At 52.5% G+C, this 22,997-nt stretch carries 20 protein-coding genes; 13 read left to right on the forward strand and 7 right to left on the reverse strand.

Going from position 1 to position 22,997, the window contains the following annotated elements; translation table 11 throughout:
• Positions 1 to 4: 4 nt before the first annotated feature.
• Positions 5 to 253, reverse strand: coding sequence for a YciN family protein (locus ACCW76_RS15935; RefSeq protein WP_045832148.1), 249 nt, complete (start codon positions 251 to 253; stop codon positions 5 to 7).
• Between the two features lie 370 nt (positions 254 to 623).
• Here ACCW76_RS15935 and topA point away from each other — a divergent pair, with 370 nt between their 5' ends.
• The 5 genes from topA (at position 624) to acnA (ending at position 8,344) form a co-directional block, all read left to right on the forward strand.
• Positions 624 to 3,221, forward strand: coding sequence for a type I DNA topoisomerase (gene topA, locus ACCW76_RS15940; protein WP_436339134.1), 2,598 nt, complete (start codon positions 624 to 626; stop codon positions 3,219 to 3,221).
• A 193-nt stretch (positions 3,222 to 3,414) separates the two neighbouring features.
• The gene (gene cysB, locus ACCW76_RS15945) at positions 3,415 to 4,389 is read left to right on the forward strand and encodes an HTH-type transcriptional regulator CysB (RefSeq protein WP_034821485.1); all 975 of its coding nucleotides are present in this window, start codon (positions 3,415 to 3,417) and stop codon (positions 4,387 to 4,389) included.
• A 493-nt stretch (positions 4,390 to 4,882) separates the two neighbouring features.
• Positions 4,883 to 5,041 carry a YmiA family putative membrane protein gene (locus tag ACCW76_RS15950; RefSeq protein ID WP_071845610.1) on the forward strand — a complete coding sequence of 53 codons (159 nt, stop codon included), beginning with the start codon at positions 4,883 to 4,885 and terminating at the stop codon, positions 5,039 to 5,041.
• 3 nt (positions 5,042 to 5,044) lie between these two features.
• A complete protein-coding gene (locus tag ACCW76_RS15955; protein ID WP_034821480.1) occupies positions 5,045 to 5,224 on the forward strand; it encodes a hypothetical protein in 180 nt (59 codons plus the stop codon).
• A 438-nt stretch (positions 5,225 to 5,662) separates the two neighbouring features.
• Positions 5,663 to 8,344, forward strand: coding sequence for an aconitate hydratase AcnA (acnA, locus tag ACCW76_RS15960; protein WP_436339137.1), 2,682 nt, complete (start codon positions 5,663 to 5,665; stop codon positions 8,342 to 8,344).
• A 39-nt stretch (positions 8,345 to 8,383) separates the two neighbouring features.
• Here acnA and ribA read toward each other — a convergent pair whose 3' ends face one another.
• Positions 8,384 to 8,977: a GTP cyclohydrolase II gene (gene ribA, locus ACCW76_RS15965; RefSeq protein WP_034821474.1), complete on the reverse strand. Its 594-nt coding sequence runs from the start codon at positions 8,975 to 8,977 to the stop codon at positions 8,384 to 8,386.
• Between the two features lie 229 nt (positions 8,978 to 9,206).
• On the opposite strand from ribA, the gene pgpB reads away from it, so the two are divergent.
• The 5 genes from pgpB to yciH all read left to right on the forward strand — a co-directional run bounded on the left by pgpB (position 9,207) and on the right by yciH (position 12,811).
• A complete protein-coding gene (gene pgpB, locus ACCW76_RS15970; RefSeq protein WP_436339139.1) occupies positions 9,207 to 9,971 on the forward strand; it encodes a phosphatidylglycerophosphatase B in 765 nt (254 codons plus the stop codon).
• Positions 9,972 to 10,098: 127 nt separating this feature from the next.
• On the forward strand, positions 10,099 to 10,404 hold the full coding sequence (locus ACCW76_RS15975; RefSeq protein WP_038646699.1) for a LapA family protein: 306 nt from the start codon (positions 10,099 to 10,101) through the stop codon (positions 10,402 to 10,404).
• Positions 10,405 to 10,410: 6 nt separating this feature from the next.
• Positions 10,411 to 11,580: a lipopolysaccharide assembly protein LapB gene (gene lapB / locus ACCW76_RS15980; RefSeq protein ID WP_038646700.1), complete on the forward strand. Its 1,170-nt coding sequence runs from the start codon at positions 10,411 to 10,413 to the stop codon at positions 11,578 to 11,580.
• A 200-nt stretch (positions 11,581 to 11,780) separates the two neighbouring features.
• A complete protein-coding gene (gene pyrF, locus ACCW76_RS15985; RefSeq protein ID WP_436339140.1) occupies positions 11,781 to 12,488 on the forward strand; it encodes an orotidine-5'-phosphate decarboxylase in 708 nt (235 codons plus the stop codon).
• Positions 12,488 to 12,811, forward strand: a complete 324-nt coding sequence (gene yciH, locus ACCW76_RS15990) for a stress response translation initiation inhibitor YciH (protein ID WP_045832142.1) — start codon at positions 12,488 to 12,490, stop codon at positions 12,809 to 12,811. Before pyrF ends, yciH begins: the two co-directional genes overlap by 1 nt.
• 68 nt (positions 12,812 to 12,879) lie before the next feature.
• Here yciH and osmB read toward each other — a convergent pair whose 3' ends face one another.
• Positions 12,880 to 13,098 carry an osmotically-inducible lipoprotein OsmB gene (osmB, locus tag ACCW76_RS15995; RefSeq protein WP_034821457.1) on the reverse strand — a complete coding sequence of 73 codons (219 nt, stop codon included), beginning with the start codon at positions 13,096 to 13,098 and terminating at the stop codon, positions 12,880 to 12,882.
• Between the two features lie 328 nt (positions 13,099 to 13,426).
• Between osmB and araD the strand changes: the two genes are divergently transcribed.
• The 3 genes from araD to ACCW76_RS16010 all read left to right on the forward strand — a co-directional run bounded on the left by araD (position 13,427) and on the right by ACCW76_RS16010 (position 16,346).
• On the forward strand, positions 13,427 to 14,125 hold the full coding sequence (gene araD / locus ACCW76_RS16000; protein WP_038646707.1) for an L-ribulose-5-phosphate 4-epimerase: 699 nt from the start codon (positions 13,427 to 13,429) through the stop codon (positions 14,123 to 14,125).
• A gap of 230 nt (positions 14,126 to 14,355) precedes the next feature.
• Entirely contained in the window at positions 14,356 to 15,339 is a 984-nt protein-coding gene (gene kdgT / locus ACCW76_RS16005) for a 2-keto-3-deoxygluconate transporter (RefSeq protein ID WP_436339142.1), read from the forward strand.
• Positions 15,340 to 15,479: 140 nt separating this feature from the next.
• Positions 15,480 to 16,346, forward strand: coding sequence for a crotonase/enoyl-CoA hydratase family protein (locus tag ACCW76_RS16010; protein WP_034821448.1), 867 nt, complete (start codon positions 15,480 to 15,482; stop codon positions 16,344 to 16,346).
• A gap of 12 nt (positions 16,347 to 16,358) precedes the next feature.
• Here ACCW76_RS16010 and pdeR read toward each other — a convergent pair whose 3' ends face one another.
• From pdeR to ACCW76_RS16030, 4 genes are all read right to left on the reverse strand, one after another.
• A complete protein-coding gene (gene pdeR / locus ACCW76_RS16015; RefSeq protein ID WP_436339144.1) occupies positions 16,359 to 18,344 on the reverse strand; it encodes a cyclic di-GMP phosphodiesterase in 1,986 nt (661 codons plus the stop codon).
• Positions 18,345 to 18,500: 156 nt separating this feature from the next.
• Positions 18,501 to 18,797, reverse strand: a complete 297-nt coding sequence (locus tag ACCW76_RS16020) for a YbdD/YjiX family protein (RefSeq protein WP_436339146.1) — start codon at positions 18,795 to 18,797, stop codon at positions 18,501 to 18,503.
• Positions 18,790 to 20,856: a carbon starvation CstA family protein gene (locus tag ACCW76_RS16025; RefSeq protein ID WP_436339148.1), complete on the reverse strand. Its 2,067-nt coding sequence runs from the start codon at positions 20,854 to 20,856 to the stop codon at positions 18,790 to 18,792. Before ACCW76_RS16025 ends, ACCW76_RS16020 begins: the two co-directional genes overlap by 8 nt.
• A gap of 184 nt (positions 20,857 to 21,040) precedes the next feature.
• The gene (locus ACCW76_RS16030) at positions 21,041 to 22,975 is read right to left on the reverse strand and encodes an exoribonuclease II (protein WP_436339150.1); all 1,935 of its coding nucleotides are present in this window, start codon (positions 22,973 to 22,975) and stop codon (positions 21,041 to 21,043) included.
• Positions 22,976 to 22,997: the final 22 nt, after the last annotated feature.

Here is a 22,997-nt window from a genome sequence, read left to right on the forward strand (position 1 = left end):
TTTTTTATGCCAGGTGATAGCGTGAGGAGAGTTCAACGGCAAGGGATTTAAACACGTTAAACACGGCGGTGGTTTTCGCGCTCGGCAGGCCTTCATCATCCAGGAACCAGGGGCCACGAAACACCAAAACGTTGCCCTGCTGTATCACGTCATTGGCTTCCATCCCGGCTAAATAATCGTCGTGCTGCTTGATCATTTGATTGGCTATTTCCAGTAACGCCTGGCGTGAAATGGATTCCGTTTCTACTGACATTGTTCACCTCTTTTTTGACAGCAATCGTTCTCCTTCTATATTACTAGCGAGTTGGGCTGTTCATCAAATCAACGTCCGTCAGCAAAACTGGCGCAAAATTAATCAGAATGCTAATTAAGTTGCGTAACGGATTTTATCAGGTAGAGTGTGGGCGATTCAGCTTTCAGGGAGATCACACCCGGATGTGTGGTGCTGTCAGATGGAAAACCCGCTTCTAATCATAAAGTTGCATAAGTCGATGCAATCTGACCTGAGATTATCCCCGCTGCCTTGAAATGTGAAAAGTTGGCAGCAATATTGAACCCGTTGGGTTTTGGGGCACCGAATCCTCTCCCGTTTATCAGGACGTTTCAATTAGGTAAAGGTACATATGGGTAAAGCACTCGTAATCGTTGAGTCCCCGGCAAAGGCCAAAACAATCAATAAATACCTCGGTAATGACTACGTGGTGAAATCCAGCGTCGGTCATATCCGTGATTTGCCGACCAGCGGTTCAACTGCCCGTAAAACTACCGACGGGGAAAAGGCGAAAACAGGAAAAAAGGTTAAGAAGGATGAGAAGGCCGCATTGGTCAGTCGCATGGGTGTCGATCCCTGGCATGGCTGGGAAGCGGACTATCAGATTCTGCCGGGTAAAGAAAAAGTCGTAGCCGAACTAAAAAGCCTCGCCGCCGATGCTGACCACATCTACCTCGCAACGGACCTTGACCGCGAAGGGGAGGCCATTGCCTGGCACCTGCGGGAAGTGATCGGTGGCGATGACAAGCGGTTTAGCCGCGTGGTGTTCAACGAAATCACCAAAAATGCGATTCGCCAGGCGTTTGAAAAACCGGGCGAACTGAATATTGAGCGAGTTAATGCACAGCAGGCGCGTCGCTTTATGGACCGCGTGGTGGGCTACATGGTTTCCCCGCTGCTGTGGAAGAAAATTGCCCGTGGTTTGTCTGCGGGTCGTGTTCAGTCTGTGGCTGTGCGACTGGTGGTCGAGCGCGAGCACGAAATTAAAGCGTTCGTGCCGGAAGAGTATTGGGAAATCGATGCAGATTTCTCTACGCCGAAAGGCGACGCGCTGGCGATGCAAGTCACGCATCAGGGCGATAAAGCGTTCCGTCCGGTTAATCGCGAGCAAACTTATGCTACGGTATCCGTGCTGGAAAACGCGCGTTACGAAGTGCTGGATCGTGAAGACAAACCGACCAGCAGTAAACCGTCTGCGCCTTTTATTACCTCGACATTGCAACAAGCGGCGAGTACACGTCTCGGTTTTGGCGTGAAGAAAACCATGATGATGGCGCAACGTCTCTACGAAGCGGGTCACATCACCTATATGCGTACTGACTCCACCAACCTGAGTCAGGATGCGGTGGCGATGGCGCGCGGCTTTGTCGAGAAGAGTTTTGGTAAAAAGTATCTGCCAGAATCACCGATCACCTACGCCAGTAAAGAGAATTCGCAGGAAGCACACGAAGCGATCCGTCCTTCGGATGTCAATATTCAGGCAGAACAGCTGAAAGATATGGAAGCTGATGCGCAGAAACTGTACCAGCTGATCTGGCGTCAGTTTGTAGCTTGCCAGATGGTGCCTGCGCAGTATGACTCCACCACCCTGACGGTGGGTGCAGCAGACTTTAAACTGAAAGCGAAAGGCCGCACCTTGCGTTTCGATGGCTGGACAAAAGTGATGCCAGCCCTGCGTAAAAACGATGAAGACTTGACGCTGCCACCGGTCAATGTCGGCGATATGCTTGACCTGAAGGAGCTGATGCCAAGCCAGCACTTCACCAAGCCGCCAGCCCGCTTCAGCGAAGCTTCCTTAGTCCGTGAGTTGGAAAAACGAGGTATCGGCCGTCCATCGACCTATGCCTCAATTATTTCCACCATTCAGGATCGCGGTTACGTGCGGGTTGAAAACCGCCGTTTCTATGCTGAAAAGATGGGTGAAATCGTCACCGATCGTCTGGAACAGAATTTCCGTGAGCTGATGAACTATGACTTCACCGCGCGCATGGAAGACAGCCTTGACCAGGTCGCCAATAATGAAGCGCAGTGGAAAGCGGTGCTGGATTCTTTCTTCAGCGATTTCAGCCAGCAGTTAGGTCAGGCCGAGAAAGAGCCAGAAGAGGGCGGCATGCAGCCGAACCAGATGGTGCTGACCTCGATCGACTGCCCGACCTGTAGCCGCCAAATGGGTATCCGTACCGCCAGTACCGGTGTGTTCCTCGGCTGCTCCGGTTATGCGCTGCCACCCAAAGAACGCTGCAAACAGACCATCAATCTGATTCCGGAAAACGAAGTTCTTAACGTACTGGAAGGCGATGATGCTGAAACCAATGCGTTACGTGCCCGTCGTCGTTGCCAGAAGTGTGGCACCGCGATGGACAGCTACCTGATCGACAATCAGCGTAAGCTGCACGTCTGTGGTAACAACCCGGAATGTGACGGCTACGAAATCGAACAGGGCGAATTCCGCATCAAAGGTTATGACGGCCCGATCGTGGAGTGTGAAAAGTGTGGTTCTGAAATGCACCTGAAAATGGGGCGCTTCGGTAAATACATGGCCTGCACCAACGACGAGTGTAAAAACACTCGCAAGATTCTGCGCAATGGTGAAGTTGCACCACCGAAGGAAGATCCGGTGCCGTTGCCTGAGCTGGCGTGTGAAAAATCAGATGCCTACTTTGTGTTGCGTGACGGTGCGGCAGGGGTATTCCTGGCGGCCAACACCTTCCCGAAATCGCGTGAAACGCGTGCGCCGCTGGTGGAAGAGCTGCAACGTTTTGCTGACCGTCTGCCTGAGAAGCTGAAATACCTGGCGGAAGCGCCAGCGGCGGATCCGGAAGGCAATAAAACGTTAGTGCGTTTTAGCCGTAAAACTAAGCAGCAGTATGTTTCCTCCGAGAAGGAGGGCAAAGCGACTGGCTGGTCGATGTTCTATATCGACGGTAAGTGGCAGGAAGCGAAGAAGTAATTCCCCCTCAAGGCCAGCTTCTGCTGGCCTTTACCTCATCCTTATAGCTAATCGTTCTACATTCTTTCGTTAACTGATATAGTGGTTATAGCTTTTTTCGTTTCGCTGACATGCTTTCCCTCCCTATACCTTAATTAAGGCGGAAACACGCCTGCAGGGATGGCCCCTCTGTCGCTACCGGGAAGATATAACTATGAAATTGCAGCAGTTGCGTTACATCGTCGAGGTGGTTAATCACAACCTCAACGTCTCCTCCACCGCTGAAGGTCTCTATACCTCACAACCGGGCATCAGTAAGCAAGTGCGTATGCTGGAAGATGAACTCGGCGTGCAGATTTTTGCGCGTAGTGGGAAGCATCTCACTCAGGTTACGCCAGCGGGTGAAGAGATCATCCGAATTGCTCGCGAAGTATTATCCAAAGTGGATGCGATTAAGTCTGTCGCGGGTGAGCACACCTGGCCTGATAAAGGCTCGCTGTATGTGGCGACCACACATACTCAGGCGCGTTATGCCTTGCCCGGTGTGATCAAAGGGTTTATCGAGCGTTACCCGCGCGTATCGCTGCATATGCATCAGGGCTCGCCGACGCAAATTGCTGAAGCCGTGTCGAAGGGGAATGCTGATTTTGCGATTGCGACTGAAGCGCTGCATTTGTACGACGACCTGATTATGTTGCCTTGCTATCACTGGAACCGCGCGATTGTCGTCACGCCAGATCACCCGCTGGCAGGCAAATCGAATGTGACGATTGAAGAGTTGGCCGACTTCCCGCTCGTGACCTATACCTTTGGCTTTACTGGCCGCTCAGAACTGGATACTGCGTTCAATCGTGCAGGATTAACACCACGTATCGTCTTTACCGCCACCGACGCTGATGTAATCAAAACGTATGTGCGTCTGGGCTTAGGCGTGGGTGTGATTGCCAGTATGGCGGTGGACCCGGTATCCGATCCGGATCTGGTGCGAATCGAAGCATCAGAAATTTTTACCAATAGTACAACCAAAATTGGCTTTAGGCGCAGTACGTTCCTTCGAAGCTATATGTATGATTTTATTCAACGTTTCGCACCGCATTTAACCCGTGATGTCGTGGATGCAGCGGTCGCATTGCGTTCAAATGAAGATATCGAAGCGATGTTCCGCGATATCAAATTACCCTTCAAATAATCACTTAACTCATTATTTTCACAAGGTGTCCAGTGGGCATCTTGTGAATTCCTTCCTGGTTAGCGCCACAAGAATCTCAAAAAATTTCATTATTTTTTTGTAAATGAAACATCGATCACATGTTTTTTCATTGTTAGTTCTTAAATGAGAAACAGTACACAAAATTTACGCTGCCGCTTTGCGGACCTCCAGGAATATTCCCATACTCCAGTTATCAACTGATGAGAAAGGCCTTTTAGTCAGGCTCTCTAAATTAAACTCAAATTTAGAGTGGTACTAAATTAGTTTTAACCCAAATTTACAATGTATCTATTTGTTGAATAGTTTGATCAGTAATTAAATTTATCTCATCAATATTTTGGGTTTTGATAAATAGCGTTAATCGTTGTGCTCAATAAAAATAACTGGATTTTCGGACTTAACAAGTTTAGGATTCGTCCTAAATCTTAATCGTTATCAACAATCGTTTTATTGAGAGTGATTATCAAAAACTATGAACACTAGACTGACTGTACAACAAGATTTTCGTACTAAAACCGCCAAGGTTGAGCGCTCTGGTAATGTGCGTCGCAAGGCTTGGTTGACCGTCTTCGCTGCTTCAGCACTGTTCTGGGTAGTGGTGGCATTGATGATTTGGCGTATGTGGGGTTAAGCCATGTGGGCAAATACACTCAGCCGTAAGTCTCCGGTTTCTGCGCGTCAGCCGAACACGTCAGCGTGCAAAGCGAAAGAAGTAAAGAGCGTTGAACAGCCTGTGGCGATTCCTGCGTCGTGGGAACTGAGTGAAAACCAGCGTAACTTTATCGAATCGTTCATGGATCCGAAGTCGAAATAACGCAGTCTGCGTTCTGTTCTATATATAGACATCCATACCTCTCTTTACCGGATTATCCGGTGGGCATTTTAAAAGCCCGTCCTTTAACACTCAGCATTAAAAAAACGGTGTCATCAGTACAACGCTGAAGACGTTGGACTTTTTTTGCCCGGAATCCGGGAGGGAGTGACTCGATGAATACAACGACTTTTTCATGGTTTGGCGTTTATGCCTTTTCATTTGCATTTTGGGCCGCGGCCGTGTGGGCAATGATCTAATCCAATAACTCAAATTGTACTGACTTCTATTAATGCCCTGACAAACGTCGGGGCATTTTTCTTTGTGCCTTTATGTGTCATTTCGTGTTGTTATCAAATCGTTAACGAAATTGTGGTCTATCTTTAAGCTAAACCTTGTGGTTATTGAGGTTTAAAAGAGAGGCCCATAAAAGGAGGAGCTATGTCGTTAACGTTACGGGAGCACAGTCAGGATACGCTGGACGTTCGGGCAAAAAAATATCATTACTACAGCCTGCCAAAAGCTGCCCAGCAATTGGGTAATATCGATCGCTTACCCAAATCAATGAAGGTGTTGCTGGAAAACCTCCTGCGCTGGCAGGATGAGGATTCCGTGACAGCTGAAGATATTCATGCTCTGGTTGGCTGGCAGAAAGATGCTCATGCTGATCGGGAAATTGCCTATCGCCCCGCGCGCGTGTTGATGCAGGACTTCACCGGCGTGCCAGCGGTAGTCGATTTAGCGGCGATGCGTGAAGCGGTAAAACGCCTCGGTGGTGATGTGGCCAAAGTTAACCCCTTATCGCCGGTCGATTTGGTTATTGACCACTCGGTGACCGTTGACCATTTTGGGGATGAAGACGCCTTCGAAGAAAACGTGCGTCTGGAGATGGAGCGCAACCACGAACGCTACGTTTTCCTGCGCTGGGGGCAAAAAGCGTTCAATCGTTTCCGCGTAGTGCCGCCCGGCACCGGTATTTGCCATCAGGTTAACCTGGAATATCTGGGTAAATCCGTTTGGCACGAAACGCTAGAAGGCAAAGAGGTCGCTTATCCTGATACCTTAGTCGGCACAGACTCCCATACCACGATGATCAACGCGCTGGGTGTATTAGGCTGGGGTGTCGGCGGTATTGAAGCCGAAGCCGCCATGTTAGGGCAGCCCGTGTCTATGTTGATCCCCGACGTTGTCGGTTTCAAACTCACCGGCAAACTGCGTCCTGGCATCACCGCGACCGACCTGGTTTTAACTGTGACGCAAATGCTGCGCAAGCATGGTGTGGTGGGCAAATTCGTTGAATTTTACGGTGATGGCCTGGCCGATTTGCCGCTGGCCGATCGCGCAACTATCGCCAATATGGCTCCGGAATATGGTGCCACCTGCGGTTTCTTCCCCATTGATGAAATCACTCTGAGCTACATGACCCTGACCGGGCGTGATGCCGAACAAGTCGAGTTAGTCGAAGCTTATGCTAAGCAACAAGGGATGTGGCGAAATCCGGGCGACGAACCACGGTTTACCAGCTCACTGGCGCTGGACATGGCAAACGTTGAATCCAGCCTTGCGGGACCAAAACGTCCGCAGGATCGTGTCTCCTTAGGCGATGTGCCCGCCGCTTTTGATGCCAGCAACGAACTCGAAGTCAATCATGCGCAGAAAGCGCACAAGACCGTAACCTATTGTGACAGCGAGACCGGCGATAACTATCAGCTGGAAGACGGCGCGGTGGTTATTTCAGCCATCACCTCTTGTACCAACACATCCAACCCCAGCGTCTTAATGGCGGCGGGTCTGCTGGCGAAAAATGCGGTTGAGCGCGGATTGATGCGCAAACCCTGGGTGAAAGCGTCGCTGGCACCGGGATCAAAAGTGGTGTCGGATTACCTCGCGGTGGCCCAGCTGACGCCATATCTGGATGAATTAGGCTTCAATCTGGTGGGGTATGGTTGCACCACCTGCATTGGTAATTCGGGCCCATTGCCAGATGAAATCGAGAGTGCCATCAAAGAAGGCGATCTGACCGTGGGTGCCGTGCTATCGGGTAACCGTAACTTCGAAGGGCGCATCCATCCGCTGGTGAAAACTAACTGGCTTGCATCGCCGCCGCTGGTGGTGGCTTATGCGTTGGCCGGTAACATGAAGCTCAACCTGCAGAACGATCCCATCGGGCAGGATAGACAAGGTAACGATGTCTACCTGCAGGATATCTGGCCATCACCTGAAGAGATTGCCGCCGCAGTGCAGAAAGTGACCAGCGATATGTTCCATAAAGAGTATGCGGAGGTCTTTGACGGTACGCCGGAATGGCAGCAAATCAAAGTGAGTGAAGCCGCAACCTATGACTGGGATGAGGGATCGACATACATCCGCCTGTCGCCGTTCTTTGACGATATGGGCAAAACGCCGGAACCGGTCAAGGATATTAAAGGCGCGCGTATTCTGGCAATGTTGGGTGATTCTGTCACCACTGACCACATCTCACCGGCGGGCAGTATTAAAGCGGAAAGTCCTGCTGGACGCTATTTGTTGTCGCATGGTGTTGAGCGTACCGATTTCAACTCCTACGGTTCGCGTCGTGGTAACCACGAAGTGATGATGCGCGGGACCTTTGCAAATATTCGTATTCGAAATGAAATGGTGCCGGGCGTGGAAGGGGGATACACCAAACACTTCCCCAGCAATGAACAGCTGGCGATTTACGATGCGGCCATGAAATATCAGGCAGAAGGTGTGCCACTGGCAGTGATCGCCGGGAAGGAGTATGGCTCAGGTTCCAGCCGCGACTGGGCTGCGAAAGGCCCACGTTTGCAAGGTGTGCGCGTGGTCATTTCTGAGTCGTTCGAGCGCATCCACCGCTCTAACCTGATCGGCATGGGGATCCTGCCGCTGGAATTCCCCGCTGGCGTCACGCGCAAAACATTGGGACTAACCGGGGAGGAGTTTATTGATGTCGAAAACCTTTCACAGTTGAAACCCGGTTGTACTGTGAATGTCACCCTGACGCGCGTCGATGGTAAAAAAGAGACGCTGGAAACCCGGTGTCGTATCGATACCGGCAATGAGCTGACCTATTACCAGAACGACGGCATATTGCATTATGTGATACGTAATATGCTGAACTAAAGAAAAAGCCGGGAGATTTCCCGGCTTTTGCTATCTGCATTAAGCTTTTGGCAGCAGATGGCCCATTTTTTCTGCCTTGGTATCAAGGTAGTGAGCATTTTTGGGGTTGCGCCCAACCACTAACGGCACGCGTTCTACAATATTAATTCCCGCTTCGCTCAGGATCTCGACTTTGCGTGGATTGTTCGTCAGCAGGCGGACTTCATTGACGCCCAACAGTTTGAACATATCTGCACACAGGGTGAAATCGCGCTCATCGGCGGCAAAGCCCAACTGATGATTCGCTTCCACGGTGTCGTAACCTTTGTCTTGCAAAGCGTAGGCGCGGATCTTGTTCAACAGACCGATATTACGGCCTTCCTGGCGGTGATATAACAGCACGCCACGGCCTTCTTCAGCGATAGCGGTGAGCGCCGCTTCCAGCTGAAAACCACAGTCGCAGCGCAGGCTGAACAGCGCATCACCGGTTAGACACTCAGAGTGAACGCGCGCCAGCACTGGATTGTGGTCACTAACATCACCGTAAACCAGCGCGACATGATCCTGGCCAGTTGCCAGTTCTTCAAAACCAACCATCAGGAAATCTCCCCATGGCGTGGGCAGTTTGGCTTCTGCTACCCGTTTAAGCTGCATGTGACTCTCCAGAACCTTCAGAGGATGCGCTATCATCATGATAACGCACGGGCCCGACTGGCCCGACAAAACTGACAATATTGTGCCACAACCTGTACCCGGGCCGTTAATCAGTCAGAGTTATTGTAGTGATAAAGCACAATTATCTAAGCCGCAACGGGTATGTTATTCTTTTTTCAGCTAAAGTTATGCCAGCCACGTGAATACCCGCGGATCTAAAAGGAAACGGATGTTAAAAATTGCGCAGCGCACCACCCTGGGAATGCTTTTGTTATTAGTCATGCCCGTTGCTGTCTGGCTCTCTGGCTGGCAATGGCAGCCAGGTGAGAGTAGCGCGTTTTTGCGGGTGCTTTTCTGGATGACAGAAACCGTCACCAGCCCCTGGGGTATATTGACCAGCATGATCCTCAGCACCTGGGTTTTATGGTGCTTACGCTTCCGGCTTAAACCCGCCATATTACTGATTATCTTCATGAATGGCGCTATTCTTGTCGGTCAGTACACCAAATCTTTCATTAAAGAGCAGGTACAGGAACCGCGTCCTTATGTCGTTTGGCTGGAGAAGAGCCACGGTATTGATGAAGCGGCGTTTTATCAGCAGAACCGTCAGGGGCGCAGCCAGTTAGTGTCGACATTATTGGCTAACGATACTCAACTGCCGCAATGGCTGAAAAACCATTGGGCGTATGAAACGGGCTTTGCCTTTCCTTCCGGACATACCATGTTTGCAGCCAGTTGGGCATTGTTGGTGATTGGCTTACTCTGGCCACGGCGGCACATAGTGACCGTGGTGGTGCTGTTTGCCTGGGCCACGATGGTCATGGGCAGTCGTTTGCTGCTGGGCATGCATTGGCCGCGCGATTTGGTGGTGGCCACCCTGATCTCCTGGCTGCTGGTTACGGTTGCCACATGGCTGGCGCAGCGTTTTTGTGGTCCACTTACGGTGCCGCGCGAAGAGCAGCAGGAGATCGCACAGCGTGATGATGCATTGTAATTTTCGCGCGCGACCCCATATGATTGATTGCGCTTACGGAAAATGCGCTAAGTGATGTGCTGATAAGCAGCATCGACGGCACTTTTTTGGCATACTTCTACTGGATAACCTCACGACAGGACGCATTGTGAAATATTTGCTGATTTTTCTCGTGGTTTTGGTCATTTTTATCATCTCCGTCACGCTTGGAGCGCATAACGACCAAATCGTCACTTTTAACTATCTGCTGGCGCAGGGTGAATTCCGCATCTCCACATTGCTGGCGAGCCTGTTTGGTGCCGGATTCCTGCTCGGATGGGCAATTTGCGGTCTTTTCTGGTTGCGGATACGTGTTTCTCTCGCTCACGCGCAGCGCAAGCTGAAACGCATGCAAGCGCAGAATGAACAATCAACGGCTGTGACAAATTCTTCCACTGCTGGTCGTCGGGATTAAGTTTCGATGCTTGAATTGCTGTTTTTGCTTCTTCCTGTTGCTGCGGCATATGGCTGGTACATGGGCCGCCGAAGTGCACATCAGGATAAGCAACAGGAAGCGAATCGCCTGTCACGTGAATACGTTGCCGGTGTAAACTTTCTGCTTTCCAATCAACAGGACAAAGCTGTCGATCTCTTTCTGGATATGCTGAAGGAGGACAGCGGCACAGTCGAAGCTCACCTGACGCTCGGCAATCTTTTCCGTTCACGCGGCGAAGTTGACCGCGCCATTCGTATCCACCAATCACTGATGGAAAGCGCTTCCCTGAGCTATGAACAACGCCTGCTGGCGATTCAGCAGTTGGGACGCGATTACATGGCAGCAGGGTTGTACGACCGCGCTGAAGACATGTTTAGCCAGCTGATTGATGAAACCGACTTCCGCATCGGAGCATTACAGCAACTTCTACTGATACATCAGGCAACCAGTGACTGGCAGAAAGCAATCGAAGTGGCGGAAAGATTGGTCAAGCTGGGCAAAGACAAGCAGAAGGGTGAAATTGCCCATTTTTACTGTGAGCTTGCGCTACAGGCGTTGAGCAGTGACGATCTGGATCGCGCCATGACGTTGCTGAAGAAAGGCGAATCGGCCGATCACCAGAGTGCACGCGTTTCCATCATGATGGGACGCATCTTTATGGAGCAGGGGGAATACGCCAAAGCGACGGCTCGCCTGCAGCGCGTACTGGATCAAGATAAAGAGCTGGTGAGCGAAACCTTATCGATGCTCGAAACCTGCTATCAGCGACTGAATCAGCCCGAAGATTGGGCTCAGTTTTTACAGCGCTGCGTCGAAGAGAATACCGGCGCGGCCGCTGAACTGTACCTTTCTGATATCCTTGAACAGCAGCAGGGCCCGGAAGCGGCGCAGCTGTATATCAACCGCCAGTTGCAGCGCCATCCGACCATGCGCGTGTTCCATCGCTTAATGGATTTCCACCTGCACGAAGCAGAAGACGGTCGTGCCAAAGAGAGCCTGATGGTGCTGCGTGATATGGTAGGCGAACAGATTCGCACTAAGCCGCGCTATCGCTGCCAGAAATGTGGATTTACCGCACATGCGCTTTATTGGCATTGCCCATCCTGTCGCGCATGGTCTTCGGTGAAACCGATTCGCGGACTCGACGGCCAGTAACGGCCGTTTTTTTATTTATTCTTCCAAATAGTTACAACATACTATTGGGCTGATTCATCAACCGAAACTGCAGCATTGTGCAGCGTTCAGTCTATCATCGGTATTAACCGCGCTGTGAGATTGTCGGGAAGGGCACGCACGGGTAGAATGCTTGCCGTTTGTCCATTGCGCCTGCGGGTGCCTGCCTTTGAGGAAACGTTATGCCTGTAACCACTTCACCGATTCTGGTGGCACTCGACTATCATAATCTCGACAGCGCACTGCAGTTTGTGGACCGCATTGACCCGAGCCAGTGCCGCCTGAAAGTCGGCAAAGAGATGTTTACGCTATTTGGCCCGTCGCTGGTGAAAACACTGCAGTCGCGAGGTTTTGACGTTTTTCTCGATCTGAAGTTTCATGATATTCCCAATACTACCGCGCACGCGGTAGCCGCGGCTGCCGATCTCGGTGTGTGGATGGTCAACGTTCACGCTAGTGGCGGGGCGCGGATGATGAATGCGGCTCGTGAAGCGCTGCTGCCTTTTGGTAGCGATGCGCCGTTGCTGATCGCGGTAACTGTGCTGACCAGCATGGATGAAGACGATCTCAGAGGTCTCGGCATTACGCTTTCTCCCGCAGAGCAGGCAGAACGTCTCGCTCGCCTGACGCGTGAGTGTGGCCTGGATGGCGTGGTCTGTTCCGCTCAGGAAGCTGTGCACTTTAAACAGGTGTTGGGTCAGGATTTCGCGCTGGTGACGCCAGGTATTCGTCCGGCAGGCAGTGATGCGGGCGATCAACGCCGTATCATGACGCCGCAGCAGGCAAAACTGGCTGGCGTGGATTACATGGTGATTGGGCGTCCGATCACCCAATCAAATGATCCGGCTGCAACGCTGCACACTATCCTGCAAAGTTTACAGGAGGCCTAATGGCTCAGGACAACCGACTGGTTTACTCCACTGAAACTGGCCGTATCGCACAGGAAGAAGAAAAAGCGCCGCGCCCGCAAGGGGATGGCATAGTGCGTATTCAACGCCAGACCAGCGGCCGCAAAGGCAAAGGTGTTTGCCTGATTACGGGTATTGATCTGGATGATGATGCGCTCACTAAACTGGCGGCAGAACTGAAGAAGAAGTGTGGCTGCGGTGGGTCACTCAAAGATGGCGTCATCGAGATTCAAGGCGATAAACGCGATCTCTTGAAAGCGCTACTTGAAGCCAAAGGCATGAAGGTCAAATTAGCCGGCGGTTAATAAAAACGGACCGCACACTGTGCGGCCCGTGATGCTGTAGATGCGCTGCGTAGCCTGAATCTTTATCGTTATTTAGAAACCTGATGGCCGATAATACCGCCAACGGCTGCACCACCCACGGTACCTAGTGCACTTCCGTTAGTCAGAACAGAACCACCGATTGCACCCGCACCCGCGCCAATGGCGGTATTACGGTCGCGTTTTGACCAGTTCGAACAACCACTCAAGGCAACAACCAGGGTGGCAGCTAATACCGCAACGGTCATACGTTTCATTGTTGTCGTCATCTCTTTCTCCTTGATTGTATGTACAGAGGCAACCTTGTAAGTATAGATGTTGCGCAACGAAGTACGTCATCCCAGCGTGTCATTCATTGTTCACTTTGATGCCTGTATACAGCGCTTTAATGGGCGAATTAACCGGTGGAAACCGTACCGCTCCTGACTTTAGCCACCTGAAACAAAGCTAAATGCCGCGAAGATAGAAAATTCTGAATTCACGCCACACTTCTCCGGTCTCAGCGACTTTCCGCTGCTTTTACAGCGATTCGCTCCATAACGTTTTCTCTGCTCGTTCAGCACAATTCAGCTATCACAGTTCGCAGGAGAAATAATTATGCTGGAATTGCTCAAGCAGCAGGTGCTGGAAGCCAACCTTGACTTACCGCGCTATAACCTGGTCACTTTTACCTGGGGTAACGTCAGCGCCATTGATCGCGACCATGGCCTGCTGGTGATCAAACCTTCGGGCGTGAAATACGAGAATATGCAGCGTGACGATATGGTGGTTGTGGAGTTAGCGAGCGGCAAGGTGGTGGAAGGGGCGCTTCGCCCATCATCCGATACGGCCACCCATCGCGCGCTGTATCTCGCCTGGCCGGAGATTGGTGGCATCGTACATACCCATTCACGCCACGCCACAATTTGGGCGCAGGCCGGGCGCGACATTATGGCGCTGGGGACAACACACGCGGATGATTTCTACGGCACCATTCCCTGTACGCGTGCGATGAAGCGTGAAGAGATACAGCAAGAGTATGAATGGAACACCGGGCAGGTGATTATTGAAAGCTTTGCTCAACGCCGCATTAAGCCAGCCGACATCCCTGCTGCGCTGGTCAACTCGCACGGCCCCTTTGCCTGGGGTAAAGATGCAGCTGCAGCTGTGCACAGTGCGGTGGTGCTGGAAGAAGTGGCTTACATGGCACTTCACACGGAACAACTGCGCAGCGAACTGCCTCCGATTTCGCAGAATTTACTCGATCTGCATTATCTACGTAAGCATGGCAAGAATGCCTGGTACGGGCAGAATTGAACATTGAAACTTTATTGAGGCGCCTGAGGGCGCCTTAATTTTTTGCCATTTAGCGCTGGTATGGCGATGCAAATCATAAAAAAGAAATGCCTAACCTATAAAAATAAAACGCCGTTTCATTAATATCGATTCGATCACTTTTTTCCTGACTGTCAGTGGTTATCTTGCCTGCCATGCCATCCGGCGAACGATAACGCACCTCCTTCTGGCTCAGTAAAGGTGACACAACTATGCATATCAAACGTGCAATCGATAAGATTCCAGGCGGTATGATGTTAATTCCGCTGTTTTTGGGCGCGCTTTGCCACACATTTTCACCCGGCGCAGGAAAATACTTTGGCTCTTTTACTAACGGCCTGATGACGGGCACTGTGCCGATTCTGGCGGTATGGTTCTTCTGTATGGGTGCATCGATCAAACTCAGCGCAACCGGAACCGTGCTGCGTAAATCCGGCACCCTGGTATTAACCAAAATCGCGGTTGCCTGGGTCGTGGCTGCCGTGGCATCCCGCATGATGCCGGAAAATGGCGTAGAAGTCGGTATGTTCGCTGGTTTATCCACTCTGGCATTGGTTGCTGCCATGGACATGACCAATGGCGGACTTTATGCCTCCATCATGCAGCAATACGGTTCAAAAGAAGAAGCCGGCGCGTTTGTACTGATGTCGCTGGAATCGGGACCGCTGATGACCATGGTGATCCTGGGGACTGCAGGCATTGCTTCGTTTGAGCCACACGTGTTTGTTGGCGCGGTGTTGCCCTTTATTATCGGTTTCGCGCTTGGCAATCTTGACCCGGAATTGCGCGAGTTCTTCGGCAAAGCCGTTCATACCTTGATTCCGTTCTTTGCCTTCGCTTTGGGTAACACCATCGATTTGGCCGTGATCGCACAAACCGGTTTGTTGGGCGTATTGCTCGGTGTAGCAGTCATCATCATCACCGGTATTCCACTGATTATTGCCGACCGCTTGGTGGGTGGTGGTGATGGCACGGCGGGGATCGCAGCCTCCAGCACCGCAGGCGCGGCAGTGGCCACGCCGGTACTGATTGCAGAGATGTTGCCTCAGTTTAAACCGGTCGCTCCTGCAGCGACTGCACTGGTAGCGACATCCGTTATTGTGACTTCTGTATTAGTGCCGATTATCACCGCCGTCTATTCGAAACGCGTTAAGCGTTCTCATGTGGCGGTGGGACAGCGCGCTGCCATCAAGTAAGCCTGCTTATCTTTCCCCGGCCCTATGGTCGGGGATATCTCTGGATTTTACTTTATAAATCAATCTCTCATTTGGTCTGGCCTCACTCTGGATTACGCTGATGTTGCGTTTAACGCATCACATAACTAGAGGATGAGACTATGACAGTAATTAACCAACCAACTTGCAGATTGTTTACCGAAGTCGGACAAACTACCCAGCTGGCGGCCTATTATGAGGAGGGCCGACACACCATGTGGATGATGCTGCGTGCGCAGCCACGGCCTAGTTTCAACCACGAATTAATCGAGGAAATCATGAATCTGAGCTATGCCGCTCAGCGTTCGGGTTTGCCGATTGATTTTTGGGTGACGGGTTCGCTGGTGCCGCAGATGTTCAACGCCGGTGGCGATTTGCGTTTCTTTGTGGAGTGCATTCGTAACAACCGTCGTGAAGCGCTGCGGGCCTATGCGCGTGCCTGCGTGGATTGCATCCATTCGGCAGCGCGGGGGTTTGATACCGGAGCGGTGACGCTGGCGATGATTGAAGGTAGTGCATTGGGTGGTGGCTTTGAAGCCGCGCTGGCCCATCACTTCATTCTGGCGCAGAACTCTGCCCGGATGGGGTTCCCGGAGATCGCGTTTAACCTGTTCCCTGGCATGGGCGGCTATTCACTGGTGGCACGTCGTTCCGGCATGAAGCTGGCCGAAGAGCTGATCTGTGAAGGGGAGTCGCATAGCGCGGAGTGGTATGAGACGCGCGGTCTGGTGGATAAAGTTTTCCAGCCAGGCGATGCCTACCGCACCACGCGTACCTTTATCGATACCTTGCGTCCGAAGCTGAATGGTGTGAGAGCCATGCTGAAAGCGCGCCAGCGCGTGCTGCAACTCTCACGAGCCGAGCTGATGGATATCACGGAAGATTGGGTGGATTACGCTTTCACACTGGAGCCTAAAGACATTGCTTACATGGAACGACTGGTGCAACTACAGAACCGTCATAGCGCATCCCTGCGCAAAGCCGGATAATCGAGAGCAGCGTTAAACGCGGGCAGGATGCTTAGCCAGCCAATGCCCGAGCTGTTCTGCGGGCATTGGTTTTGCATAGTAATAACCCTGACGCCCATCGACACCGTTGGTCATAACAAACTTCTCTTCGGCTTTGGTTTCAATCCCTTCCGCAATGACTTGCAAATCGAGGGTTTTGGCCACGGCGACAATGGCACGAACCAACGATTGCGCCACGGGTTGTTTGTTGATGTTACGTACGAAACTTTGATCCAGTTTGATTGCATCAATGGGCACGCGAGCCAACTGGGAAAGCGAGGAATAACCGGTACCAAAGTCATCAAGATGAACCTGAGCACCCAGTTCCTGGAACTGCTTCATCAGCGTGAGTGCACCGGCTTCGTTCTCAATCAGGCAGCTTTCGGTGAGCTCGATATCAATGGGACAATCAGTGAGACCAGCTTCGATCAGCGCCTGCTTTAAATCGGTATAAATACTTTGGTCAATCAATTGTTTAGCTGAAACATTAACGGCAACGCGCAGGAAAATGCCCTCGCTGCGCCACTGAATAATTTGTTGCAGAACGTTCAGCATAACCCAGCGGCCGAGCGGAACGATGAGGCCCGATTCTTCAGCATACGAGATAAAGTCGCCAGGCGGCACCAGACCGCGCTCGACGGAATTCCAGCGTACTAATGCTTCTGCGCTGCGCACTTCGCCGTCACGATCTAATTTGGGCTGGTAATACACCACCAGATGCTCCAGTTCCAGTGCTTTACGCAGGTTGGTATCAAGCCACAAGTATTCGAAAACGCGCTGATTCATCTCGTTGGCGAACACGCAGAATTTGCCGCGCCCATTCTCTTTGGCGTGATACATCGCGGTATCGGCGTTGCGGATCAGACTTTCCCGATCCTCGCCATGCAGCGGGGCCAGGGCAATACCAATCGAGCAACCGCTATAGACTTCGATCAAACCGACGCGGAAGGGTTGACGCAGGCGCTCAAGAATACGTGATGCCATGGCTTCCAGCGCAGCCTGACTGGTATGTTCTGCCAGTACCACGAACTCATCACCACCAAGACGGGCCAGCGTCTGATCTTTGCCCAGACAGCTGAGAATGGCGAGGGAGACCGCTTGCAACAGTTGGTCGCCAAACATATGGCCGTAGGCGTCGTTCACCTTCTTAAAATTGTCCAGATCGAGATAAACCACGCCAGTTTGACTGCCATTAGCTAATTCCAGTGCCAGACTAATCTGTTGATGGATGGCATTGCGGTTCGGTAAACCGGTCACCGTATCGGTGTTGGCGAGAACACGTAAGCGTTCCTGAGCGCGTCGCTCTTCTGTGATGTCGGTTCCAGAACAGATGAGGAAAATTTCATTTTTCCCGCTACCGCTGTGCACAAACTTATTACGAAACAGAAACAGTCGCTGACCTTTTTTGGTTTTGATCCAGCGTTCCACTTCATAAGAATTGCCATCGCGGAAGAAACCCGAAATGTTGCGCCGTGAAGCCTGCGCTTCCTGCTTGGTCATAAACAGTTGAAACACGTTACGGCCGATCACTTCCTGCTCTTTCAGACCGGTGTACTCTTCGCTTAAGCGATTGAATCGCTGAATATTCCCACGTTGATCGAGGATCACAATCACCGAGTTTGCTTCGGAGACCACTTGTTCAGCAAAAGACAATCCGAGTGTTAAATCACGCGCCACGGAGGAGGTATCACCCCAGGCGGAAGAGGTACCAGCCCATGTTGATTGGTTGACCTTACGGCCGACAAAGTGCATAGGCACCGGCGCACCGCGCAGGGAGAGGGTCAGGTTGATACTGGAAGTGATCACCGTCATCGCACGCAGCAAACTGGCCTGCGCGGGGGTTAATGGAACCGCCAAATTGGTATTGGCATTCTCATCTTCGGCAAAATGCAAAGCATCGCTATCTGAAGTTAAACGCCAATGAGGGCTGGTTGTGCCAAACAGGGTGTATAGCAACGTTTGCCCTTGTTCATCGGTCATGGAAACTTCCTCCGGGGAAATGCTGAGCAGGCGGTATCTCATTATTTTAGCAACAGTATTCAACCTCCTGCGTTAGCACAAGATGCAAACCAAATATATTTTTGTTTTCACTAAAGAATGGCACGAAAAAGCCCCGAAAATCGGGGCTTAAAAATGTCAGCAAGGACACTTGCCGAGCTTGCCTGCCTGGCTGGGAAAACGGGCCTCAAGGCAGTAGCGATGAAAGGCTCGCTCATCCATCGGCGTTTGCCCGGGATGATGCTCGCGCATATGCTTCAGATAAGTTTGATAGTCGTGAACGCCAACCATTAAGCGAAAACTTTGCTTCAATCCCTGCCATATTCGTTGCCAGCGATTAAGAGTTTGCCCGGTGGTCTGGGGTGCGATCGGTAAGCAATGCTGAATGTGCCAGGCACCAATCGGTTTTTTCCAGCGATGAATGGACTCAGACATTCCGCACCTCCTTACGCAGGGAGACTTCGGACTCATGGGTGGTAGGGACCTGACTGCCCAGGGCACGGCGGATAACAAAGAACGCTGCAATCAACATGGTGACGGCCACCAGCATAAAGAAGCCACACAGGGCCGCGTTAATTTGATTGCTAAACACGATGGTTTGCATGTCCGCCACGGTTTTCGCCGGGGCGATAATCACACCCTCATCAATCCCTTTACGGAACTTGTTGGCTTGCGCAAGGAAGCCAATGGCGGGCTTCTCGTGGAAAATCTTCTGCCAACCTGCGGTCATGGAGGTCACAAACAGCCAGGCGGTCGGTAAAATCGTCACCCACGCGTAACGCTGCTTCTTCATTTTGAACAGCACCACGGTGCCGAGAATCAACGCCATCGAGGCCAGCATCTGGTTGCCAATGCCAAACAGCGGCCAAAGGGTATTGATGCCGCCCAGCGGATCGACCACACCCTGGTAGACAAAGAAGCCCCATCCGGCAACGGCCACCGTGGTGCCCGCCATATTGCCCAGCCATGAACGGTTGTTGGCCATGGAAGGCACTACGGTGCCGACCAAATCCTGCACCATAAAGCGACAGGCGCGGGTACCGGCATCGACCGCCGTCAGGATAAACAGCGCTTCAAACAGGATGGCGAAGTGATACCAGAACGCCATCATTACCCGGCTGTTAAATACCTCGGTGATGATGTGCGCCATCCCCACGGCAAAGGTCGGTGCACCTCCGGCTCGGGAAAGCACGGTACTTTCACCCACATCGCGCGCGATGCCGCTCAGCATCTCCGGCGTGACGACAAAGCCCCAGCCGTTAATCACCTGCGAAGCGCTCTCAACGGTGGTGCCGATCAGTGCAGCGGGTGAGTTCATCGCAAAATAGACGCCCGGATCGAGCACTGAGGCGCAAATCAGCGCCATGATCGCCACAAAAGATTCCATCAGCATCGCGCCATAGCCAATAAAGCGGATGTGACTTTCGCGCTCAACCAGTTTTGGCGTAGTGCCGCTGGAGACCAGCGCGTGGAAGCCAGAGATGGCGCCGCAGGCGATCGTGATAAACAGGAACGGGAACAGTGCACCGGAGAACACCGGCCCGCTACCGTCGATAAATTTGGTCACCGCCGGCATTTTCAGTTCCGGCATGGCGAACAGAATCCCAACCGCCAGCCCGATAATGACACCGATTTTCAGGAAGGTTGACAGGTAGTCACGCGGAGCCAGCAGCAGCCACACAGGCAGTGACGAGGCGACAAAGCCATAGATCACCAGTACCCAGGTCAGTTCAGTGCCTTTCAGCGTGAACAACGGTCCCCAATAGGGATCGGCTGCCACATCGCCACCGTAAATAATCGCCGCCATCATCAGCACAAAGCCAATAATCGACACTTCAGCGATCTTGCCGGGGCGCAGATAGCGCATATAGACGCCCATAAACAGCGCGATCGGAATGGTGGCGGCGATGGTAAACAGCCCCCACGGACTGTTGGCTAGCGCTTTCACCACCACCAGTGCCAGCGCCGACAGGATGATGATCATCACGCCGAGTGCACCGAGCATGGTGACCACGCCCGCAAACGACCCCAGTTCCTGACGCGCCATTTCGCCGAGCGAGCGACCATCACGACGCGTAGAGATGAACAGGATCAAGAAATCCTGCACCGCACCGGCCATCATCACGCCGACCAGAATCCAGATGGTACCAGGCAGGAAGCCCATCTGCGCCGCGAGGATCGGCCCAACTAAGGGACCCGCACCGGCAATCGCCGCAAAGTGGTGACCGAACAGTACCCATTTATTGGTCGGCACATAATCGAGACCATCATTGAGCCGCTCAGCAGGCGTGCGGCGACGGTCATCCAGTTCGAAAATACGTTTAGCGATAAACAGGCTGTAGAAGCGATAAGCAATGCTGTAGCAGGCAACGGACGCAATAACCAGCCAGACGGCGTTGACGTGTTCGCCACGGCTGAGGGCCAGCATGGCAAACGCACCCGCACCAATTAACGCCACCGCTAACCAGATCAATCCGGTTTTGACGTTGTTCATGAGTTAACTCCTTGTAGAGACCGGGAAAATAGGCGATCGGATACAACAAGTTAAAAGTAATGTAATGAATTGTTAACGACAGGGAATCGAATCAGAAGTGTGAAGCGGAAGGCAAATTTAACATCAGATAAAACGTAGAGGGAAAAATGCGGGATAACGGCTGTTATCCCGCAGATATTCATGCTCAGGCAGCAGGGCGCGCCACAACGCTACGGGTTTCCATACGCACTTCGGCAATGGTCACGTCGATAATGTCGGTCACGCGATAAGCGACTTCGCCTTTAATCTGCACGGTGCCGCTCTCTTGTGAGCACACCAGCTCATCACGCACCGCGTGGATGAACGGGGCAGGGATAAAGGCAACGGCGCCATTCTCCAGCAGACGTACGCGCATACCACCACGAGACACATCGATGATCTCGGCGCTGAATTTGCGATCGGTCCCGGCAGATGGCGCGAGGAAGCGCGCATACAGCCAGTCACCCACGTCACGTTCAGCCATGCGGTTCAGGCGACGGCGTTCACTCATAATGGTGGTGAACTCGTCTTTTGGACGCGCAATGCTGTCGCCGCGCACAATGGCTTTCAACAGGCGATGGTTGATCATATCGCCGAATTTACGAATCGGCGATGTCCAGGTCGCATAGGCTTCGAGACCCAGACCAAAGTGCGGACCCGGTTCGGTGCCGACTTCAGCGAAGCTCTGGAAGCGACGAATACGGCTGTCGAGGTACTGAGTTGGCTGGGCATCCAGCTCACGACGCAGCTGGCGGAAACCTTCCAGCGTGGTGATCGCCTGTGGATCAACGGTGATACCGTGACCCGCTAACACGCCAGCGGCTTGCTCCGCATTGGCCAGATCGAAACCGGTGTGCAGGTTATAGATACCAAAGCCCAGCTTCTCCTGCAGCACTTTGGCCGCGCAGACGTTAGCCAGAATCATGGATTCTTCAACGATGCGGTTGGCGATGCGACGTGGCTCAGAAACGATATCCAGCACTTCGCTTTTGTCACCCAGCACAAAGCGGTAATCAGGGCGATCTTTAAACACCAGCGCATGAGTTTGACGCCACTCGCTGCGCGCCAGGCACACACGATGCAACAAGCGAATCTGCGCGGCAATCGCCTCATTCTCAGGCTGCCAGCTCCCGGCATTTTCCAGCCAGTCTGACACTTCGTCGTAAACCAGCTTGGCTTTGGATTCGATCCAGGCCGCGAAGAACTGCACTTCGCCCGCTACACTGCCATCTGGCGTGAGCGAAACGCGGCAGGCCAACGCCGGACGACGTACGTTTGGACGCAGTGAACAGATGTCATCAGACAGTTCGCGCGGCAGCATCGGGATGTTGAAGCCAGGCAGATAGTTAGTGAAGGCGCGTTTAGAAGCCAGTTTATCCAGCTCGCTGCCTTCTGCCACGTAAGCGGTCGGATCGGCAATAGCGATGGTCAGCTGCAGATTGCCGTCAGCCTGCTCTTCAACATACAGCGCATCATCCATATCTTCGGTGCTGGCGCTGTCGATGGTAACGAAGTTGAGCGCGGTAAGGTCTTCGCGCTGCAAGTGCTCATCCAGCATTTCGCCGAAGCCAACTTTCGGGGCTTCGCGCTCCAGATTATGGCGCGACAGGGTGACCCACCACGGCGCAAGATGATCGTCGGCTGTGACAATGAATTCGGTCAGTTCAGCATAGAATCCGCGGTCGCCTTTCAGCGGATGGCGGCGCATTTCAGCCACGGCCCAGTCGCCATTCTGAAAATCATGGGTCACGTCACGGGCAGCGCGGCACTGAATCGCCTCTTTCAGCAGCGGATGGTCAGGCACAATCGACAAACGATCGTCCTTCTTCTGCACGCGGCCAACAAAGCGGCTCAGGAATGGCTCAATCAGGGTTTCCGGCTCGGCGCTCTCGCGATCTTTATCAGTGTGGATCACCGCAGAAATACGGTCACCGTGCATCACTTTTTTCATCTGCGGAGGGGGAATGAAGTAGCTTTTTTGAGCATCGACTTCAAGGAAGCCAAAGCCTTTTTCCGTGCCTTTCACAACACCTTCGGCGCGCGGGGTTTGCGCGTGAAGCTTCTCTTTCAGCTGCGCGAGCAGCGGGTTATCCTGGAACATAATATATTTAGTTTCGTGGCCT

Origin of the sequence: Pantoea sp. C8B4, from assembly GCF_051336905.1 — a bacterium.
In the GTDB taxonomy this organism is placed as follows: Bacteria; Pseudomonadota; Gammaproteobacteria; order Enterobacterales; family Enterobacteriaceae; genus Pantoea; species Pantoea rwandensis_B.

Excerpts from the sequence above, each read along its gene's own strand:
- yciH (WP_045832142.1), top strand. The coding sequence starts at position 12,488 with ATGGCTCAGGACAACCGACTGGTTTACTCCACTGAAACTGGCCGTATC.
- pdeR (WP_436339144.1), bottom strand. The coding sequence starts at position 18,344 with ATGACCGATGAACAAGGGCAAACGTTGCTATACACCCTGTTTGGCACA.
- ACCW76_RS15955 (WP_034821480.1), top strand. The coding sequence starts at position 5,045 with ATGTGGGCAAATACACTCAGCCGTAAGTCTCCGGTTTCTGCGCGTCAG.
- acnA (WP_436339137.1), top strand. The coding sequence starts at position 5,663 with ATGTCGTTAACGTTACGGGAGCACAGTCAGGATACGCTGGACGTTCGG.
- ribA (WP_034821474.1), bottom strand. The coding sequence starts at position 8,977 with ATGCAGCTTAAACGGGTAGCAGAAGCCAAACTGCCCACGCCATGGGGA.
- topA (WP_436339134.1), top strand. The coding sequence starts at position 624 with ATGGGTAAAGCACTCGTAATCGTTGAGTCCCCGGCAAAGGCCAAAACA.
- ACCW76_RS16025 (WP_436339148.1), bottom strand. The coding sequence starts at position 20,856 with ATGAACAACGTCAAAACCGGATTGATCTGGTTAGCGGTGGCGTTAATT.
- cysB (WP_034821485.1), top strand. The coding sequence starts at position 3,415 with ATGAAATTGCAGCAGTTGCGTTACATCGTCGAGGTGGTTAATCACAAC.
- kdgT (WP_436339142.1), top strand. The coding sequence starts at position 14,356 with ATGCATATCAAACGTGCAATCGATAAGATTCCAGGCGGTATGATGTTA.
- osmB (WP_034821457.1), bottom strand. The coding sequence starts at position 13,098 with ATGACGACAACAATGAAACGTATGACCGTTGCGGTATTAGCTGCCACC.
- ACCW76_RS16020 (WP_436339146.1), bottom strand. The coding sequence starts at position 18,797 with ATGTCTGAGTCCATTCATCGCTGGAAAAAACCGATTGGTGCCTGGCAC.
- pyrF (WP_436339140.1), top strand. The coding sequence starts at position 11,781 with ATGCCTGTAACCACTTCACCGATTCTGGTGGCACTCGACTATCATAAT.
- ACCW76_RS15950 (WP_071845610.1), top strand. The coding sequence starts at position 4,883 with ATGAACACTAGACTGACTGTACAACAAGATTTTCGTACTAAAACCGCC.
- lapB (WP_038646700.1), top strand. The coding sequence starts at position 10,411 with ATGCTTGAATTGCTGTTTTTGCTTCTTCCTGTTGCTGCGGCATATGGC.
- pgpB (WP_436339139.1), top strand. The coding sequence starts at position 9,207 with ATGTTAAAAATTGCGCAGCGCACCACCCTGGGAATGCTTTTGTTATTA.
- ACCW76_RS15935 (WP_045832148.1), bottom strand. The coding sequence starts at position 253 with ATGTCAGTAGAAACGGAATCCATTTCACGCCAGGCGTTACTGGAAATA.
- araD (WP_038646707.1), top strand. The coding sequence starts at position 13,427 with ATGCTGGAATTGCTCAAGCAGCAGGTGCTGGAAGCCAACCTTGACTTA.
- ACCW76_RS16010 (WP_034821448.1), top strand. The coding sequence starts at position 15,480 with ATGACAGTAATTAACCAACCAACTTGCAGATTGTTTACCGAAGTCGGA.
- ACCW76_RS16030 (WP_436339150.1), bottom strand. The coding sequence starts at position 22,975 with ATGTTCCAGGATAACCCGCTGCTCGCGCAGCTGAAAGAGAAGCTTCAC.